This is a genomic window from Flavobacterium piscinae, from assembly GCF_004122145.1.
Lineage (GTDB): Bacteria > Bacteroidota > Bacteroidia > Flavobacteriales > Flavobacteriaceae > Flavobacterium > Flavobacterium piscinae.
This window is the reverse complement of record NZ_SBKQ01000010.1, coordinates 152573-158611: the sequence shown is the minus strand read 5'-3', so window position 1 is coordinate 158611 and position 6039 is coordinate 152573. Positions and strand designations below refer to the sequence as shown.

The 6039-nt window shown below is 34.3% G+C and carries 5 protein-coding genes; 3 read left to right on the top strand and 2 right to left on the bottom strand.

Features of this window, described 5'->3' with window-relative positions; all coding sequences use genetic code 11:
* Together EQG68_RS10865 and EQG68_RS10860 are read left to right on the top strand one after the other, a co-directional pair.
* Nucleotides 1–2313: T9SS type B sorting domain-containing protein (locus tag EQG68_RS10865; RefSeq protein WP_164975436.1), on the top strand; the 2313-nt coding region annotated here is incomplete at its 5' end.
* A 169-nt stretch (nucleotides 2314–2482) separates the two neighbouring features.
* The gene (locus EQG68_RS10860; RefSeq protein WP_129464912.1) at nucleotides 2483–2842 is read left to right on the top strand and encodes a hypothetical protein; all 360 of its coding nucleotides are present in this window, start codon (nucleotides 2483–2485) and stop codon (nucleotides 2840–2842) included.
* Nucleotides 2843–2898: 56 nt separating this feature from the next.
* On the opposite strand, the gene EQG68_RS10855 is transcribed toward EQG68_RS10860, so the two are convergent.
* The gene (locus EQG68_RS10855) at nucleotides 2899–4089 is read right to left on the bottom strand and encodes a pyridoxal phosphate-dependent aminotransferase (protein ID WP_129464911.1); all 1191 of its coding nucleotides are present in this window, start codon (nucleotides 4087–4089) and stop codon (nucleotides 2899–2901) included.
* Nucleotides 4090–4350: 261 nt separating this feature from the next.
* Here EQG68_RS10855 and EQG68_RS10850 point away from each other — a divergent pair, with 261 nt between their 5' ends.
* Nucleotides 4351–5541 carry a PDZ domain-containing protein gene (locus EQG68_RS10850; protein WP_246011719.1) on the top strand — a complete coding sequence of 397 codons (1191 nt, stop codon included), beginning with the start codon at nucleotides 4351–4353 and terminating at the stop codon, nucleotides 5539–5541.
* 30 nt (nucleotides 5542–5571) lie between these two features.
* Here EQG68_RS10850 and EQG68_RS10845 read toward each other — a convergent pair whose 3' ends face one another.
* The gene (locus tag EQG68_RS10845) at nucleotides 5572–6006 is read right to left on the bottom strand and encodes a DUF1573 domain-containing protein (protein ID WP_129464909.1); all 435 of its coding nucleotides are present in this window, start codon (nucleotides 6004–6006) and stop codon (nucleotides 5572–5574) included.
* Nucleotides 6007–6039 lie beyond the last annotated feature (33 nt).

Sequence of the window (6039 nt, the reverse complement as noted above, 5' to 3'; positions counted from 1 at the left end):
GTGCCGACTGATTTAGAAGACATTATTCAATGTGATACCGATGGTAATCAGCAAAACGGATTGAGTACGTTTGATTTAAGTGTACAAACGCCTGGTATCTTAGCGGCTCAAAGTGGAGCGGCTTCCGACTATCAAGTGGGTTATTTTACCTCTGAGGCAGCTGCGATAAGTAATATTGGAGCCATTGTTAATACAGCATCATATCCAAACACAAGTAATCCACAAACGATTTGGGTACGCGTAACGGATGTTGCTACGGGTTGTTTCCACACGGGAAGTTTTGATTTGATTGTGAATTTACCTTTGACACTCACTGTACCGGATCCGATATCTTTGTGTGATGAGGCCTTGCCAAATGATCAATTTACAGCCTTTGACTTAACCATTCGCGATAATGATATTACCAATGGATTAGGCGGTTATACCGTTACGTATTATCCAAGCCTTCAAAATGCACAGAATAATGTAAATCCGATTCAAGACCCAACGGCTTACACTAACGCTGTTGCTGCGGTGCAAACCTTAGGGGTGAGAGTGACAAGTTCGGAAGGGTGTACAAGTTTTACGACCTTGACCATACGAGTAATCCCAAGACCGGAACCATTATTTGATCCGGCACCGATAGAAGAGTGTGACGATACAAATCCGGGTGATGGTTTAGAGAACTTCGATTTGACCCAGCGAGAGCTTTACATCTTAAACGGAGCGAGTCTAACGGAGTTTTCACTGACGTATTTTGAGAGTTTTGCAGAGGCAGAAACAGAGACCAATCCAATTTCTGATCCAACGAATTATGACAGTACTGATTCCGATACACAAACGATTTATGTTCGTGTAACCAGAATACCAACTAACCCGTTAGAGCCAAGATGTTATGAGATTGTAGAGCTTCAATTGATTGTAAATCCGTTACCGGATATTGTTTCACCGGTTAATTTATACCAATGTGTGGCACCAAGTCAACCGATTTTACCTTTCACATTAAGTTTGGCCAATGAAGATGTATTAGGAGACGACCAAAGTGAGGCAGACTTTACAGTCACGTATTATGCTTCACAGACTGATGCAGAGGCGGGCAGTCCACAGTTGCCAACTACTTACACCAGCACAAGTGTTCTAGGAGCACCGGAGACCATTTTTGTACGAGTAGAGAACAACCTTACCGGATGTTTTATAGTAGGCACGGTAGACTTAGTAATTGAAGAAGGAACCATTGCCAATGCGATTCCGGTGGATGATGCAGCCGTAACCAAGTGCGATGACCAAGATGATACTAACGATGGAAGAGCTGAGTTTAATCTAGATGCTGATGTAACACCAATTTTATTAGGAGCCAATAATTATCCGGATACGGTAGTGTATTATTTTGAAAGTCTCACAGTAGCACAAGCAGCCGCAGCACAGAACGATTACAGTACGGCAATCAGTGGAGCGGATGCAACAGCTTTTGTCAATACAACACCGATGAGTCAGGAGATATATGCCATTTTGGTTAATCCGAACACGCAAAGTGGTTGTCCGACGATTGTTCCTATAACCCTAACGGTTCACAAGTTACCCGAGCCAACAGTTCAGGACGACTTTATTTGTGCCGATCCTTTAACGGGAGCTATCATTAGAGAAGCGGTTTTAGAGAGTGGATTAGATCCAGACACACACGAGTTTTCATGGACAGATTCCGCAGGAAATGTATTGGGAACAGACGCAAACTTAACGGTAAACACACCGGGAACCTATACCTTAACGGTTATCAATGACCAAACTGAGCCCAACTGTTCCAATACGGTAACGGTGAATGTGGTTCAATCCGAGCAAGCCACCTTGAGTTATGTACAGAGCAATTATTTTACCGATAATGCTACAATCACCATCATTGCAGAAGGAATCACGATTCCGGATCAAGGCAATTCGAATTATGTGTATAGTTTAGACTATGGTCCATTCCAAGCCAGCAATGTGTTTACCAATGTGAGTGCAGGAAGTCATTTAGTGACGGTACAAGACTTAAACGGATGTCAAGATGCCACTATCGAGGTGTATGTGGTAGATTATCCATTGTTCTTTACACCCAATGGAGATGGTCATAATGACACATGGAATATTTTTACCTTAAGAGAGACCAATCCTAACGCAAAAATTTATATATTTGACCGCTATGGAAAATTCCTGAAACAAATAGCCCCTGCGGGTCAAGGATGGGATGGAACATTCAACGGTCAAAACCTCCCATCAACCGATTATTGGTTTACGGTAGAGTATGTAGAAAACAATCAAACCAAAACATTTAAAGCACATTTTTCATTAAAAAGATAGAAATAAAAACCCGATAGTAAAAAACTCCTGATTAACGTCAGGAGTTTTTTTTATCGATAAAATTCACTTCACTATTCGTTAAACGTTTAAATCATCATTTGAACGAGTTTAATGTTAATTACTTTTTCTAATCATTAGATTTACAACTGTATAATCATAGAAGTAAGTAATGAAAAAAATTATAGTAATTTTTGTATTAAGTATAATTTCTATTGGATGTGAATCTGAATCAACTGAACTTGACACGGAAGGATTTAACTTGCCAGAATGGTTAAAAGGCGAATATGAAGGAGTTCATACCGGAGAATATCTTCGCATTTCAAGTCAAAATATTGAATTTAAAGTTGATAATCAAGAATACCTATATAATTATTCACTGATTGTTTCGGAAACAGAAGATGAAAATCATTATACAATAACCACAGAATCTGATATTTTAATTTTTAATAAAACAACTTTAGATGAAGAAATAAACTTTCAGTTTAATGAATTAAACTTAGGTTGGTTTAAGCATAAAAAGATTGAATAAAAAAAATCCCAACAATTTACTAAAAGTTGGGATTTTTAGTTATAAAATAATGTCAACTACTGATGGTAAACTTTTAAGGCTTCCTTTAATATTCTTACAGATTTAATCAAGTCTTCTTTCTTTAAAACATAAGCAATTCTAACTTCATCTAAGCCTACATTAGGACTTGAGTAAAAGCCTGCCGCTGGGGCAACCATGACTGTTTCACCATTAAAATCAAACGACTCTAATAACCATTGAGCAAAATCATCAGCATTTTTAACCGGAAGTTTAGCAATACAATAAAAAGCTCCTTTTGGAGTAGCTACTTTAACACCATCAATTTGATTTAATTCAGTAATTAAAGTATCCCTTCTGTCTTTGTATTCTGTAATCACTTCATCAAAATAACTTTGAGGAGTTTCCAAAGCCGCTTCACTTGCAATTTGAGCAAATGTTGGCGGACTCAATCTGGCTTGAGCGAATTTCATCGCAGCAGCCATGACTTCTTTGTTTTTTGAAACAATGCAACCAATTCGTGCTCCACACATACTGTAACGTTTAGAAACAGAATCAATCATAATGGCATTTTGCTCAATTCCGGGTACATTCATCACAGAAAAATGATGATCACCATCATATATAAATTCACGATAAACTTCGTCAGCAATTAAAAACAAATCATATTTTTTAACCAATTCAGCTAATTGATAAATTTCTTCTTTTGAATATAAATAACCCGTTGGATTTCCGGGATTACAAATTAATATTGCTTTTGTATTTGGAGTAATTAATTTCTCAAAATCAGCGATAGGAGGAAGGGCAAAACCTTCGTCTATCGTAGAAATAACAGGCACAACTTTTACACCGGAAGCTGTTGAAAATCCATTATAATTGGCATAAAACGGTTCAGGAATGATAATTTCATCATCGGAATCCATTGTACTACCCATGGCAAAAAGTAAGGCTTCAGAACCACCGGTTGTAATAATTATATCTTCAATGTTAATGGGTAAACCATGTTTTTGATAATATTCAGCTAATTTTCTACGATAACTTTCGAATCCGGCAGAATGACTGTACTCCAATACTTTAATATCAATATTTTTTATTGAATTCATGGCCACTTCAGGAGTTTTAATGTCGGGTTGTCCAATATTCAAATGATAAACTTTTGTACCTTTTTTTTTGGCAATTTCAGAATAGGGAACCAGTTTTCTGATAGGTGATTCCGGCATTTGTTGACCTTTATTGGAAATCTTAGGCATAATGGTTGATTTTTGAAATGCAAATTTGCAATTTTTTTTTTTCAGACCCAATGCTTTTTGAGTATATATTTACTTATGTTGATTTTTAAAGCTATTTTTTGTAATTTTATTAAAATATTGTTCATGAAAATCTTTCTTATTTTTTTATCTTTTTTATTTTTTTCACCCAATTTAATTGGACAAGAAGGATTTCAATATTATTCTAAAAAAGATAAAGTAACCATCCCATTTCAATTTATTAATAATTTGATTTTCATTCCTTTGAAAGTAAATGGAGTCGATTTAACTTTTTTGCTAGATACAGGTGTTGAAGAATCAATTTTATTTAGTTTAGAAGACAAAGAAGAATTAAAATTTAATAATGTTGAGAAAATTAAATTACGTGGTTTGGGTAATTCAGATTTTATTGAAGGATTAAAGTCATCCGGAAATCTTGTTGTTTTTAAAGATGATATTGTTGATCAAAAACATGATATTTATATTATTCTTGATGAAGAATTTAATTTTTCTGGAAGTGTTGGAATACCTGTAAATGGTATAATTGGGTATCAATTTTTTAAAAATTTTAAAGTTGAAATTAATTATCTATCACAAAAAATTTACATTCACAATCCCTCTAAAGAAATAAAAAAGAGAAAAATGAATAAATTTCTGGAGGTAGACATTTTTTTTCATAATAATAAGCCTTACTACAGTACTCTATTTGAATTTGATAATCAGAAAGTAGATGGTAAATTACTTTTAGATATTGGAAATAGTGATGCTTTTTGGTTTTTTTCAAACAGAATAAAAAGCTATACATTTTCAAATCAATCTTTTGAAGATTTTCTCGGTAAAGGGTTTAATGGAGACATTTTTGGAAAAAGAACAAAGTTAAATTCCTTTTCATTTGAGGATTTTAGATTTAAAAATCCCTATGTTGCTATTCCGGATTCAACTTCTTTAAGCAATATCAAATGGGCAGAAAGCAGAATTGGTTCTATAGGAGGAGAAGTTTTTAAACGGTTTAATATAATTTTTGATTATAAGAATAGTAAATTATACCTCAAGAAAAATAAAAAATTTAATGATCCTTTTGAGTATAATATGAGTGGTATTGAGATTAATCATGCCGGTTTACAATGGATTCAGGAGGAAGTAAAGATGAATGTATTAACAAGAGATCAAACATCCTATGAAAATATCACAAAAGGAAGTGATAGTTTTAAATATAAATTTGTTTTAAAACCCATTTATGTCATAGCTAATATCAGAAAAGATTCACCGGCTGACCTTTGCGGACTAAAAAAAGGGGACATAATTGTTAGTATTAATTCACATGGAACAGACAGATATTCTCTTCAAGAGGTCAATAATTTATTAAAATCACAAGAAGGAAAAAAAATTATTTTTGAAGTAGATCGTGGTAACAGAAGAATGAAATTCACTTTCTATTTAAAAAGTATATTATAAAAAAATCCCTTCGTTAAAGGGATTTAATTTTTATTGCATCGGACCAACTTTTTTCTTTTCCATCAAATTGACTTCTTGGCGTTCCAAAACTTCTCCTTTAATTTTTAGGTGAACTTTTCCTCCTTCGGCATTCACAGCATTTGTTTCAACGGTGATGCTTTTTCTGATTGGACCGGTTGCCATATTATATTTTACTTCAATTTTATCTGATTTTCCCGGCATGATAGGTTCTTTAGGTTTAGACGGAACCGTGCAACCGCAGGTAGACTGAACATTTGTAATAATTAAAGGAGCATCACCGGTGTTGGTAAATTCAAAAACGCGAACACCGTTGTCGCTGTCTTTGTAAACTTTTCCATAATCTATCGTATTGTCTTTGGCCTTAAACTCAATTTTTGGACCTTTTTGAGCAATAGCTGTTATACTAATAATGCTAAATACAGCAATAAATAAATTTTTTTTCATGGTTATGTGTTTTTGGGTTGTGTAAAAATAGTT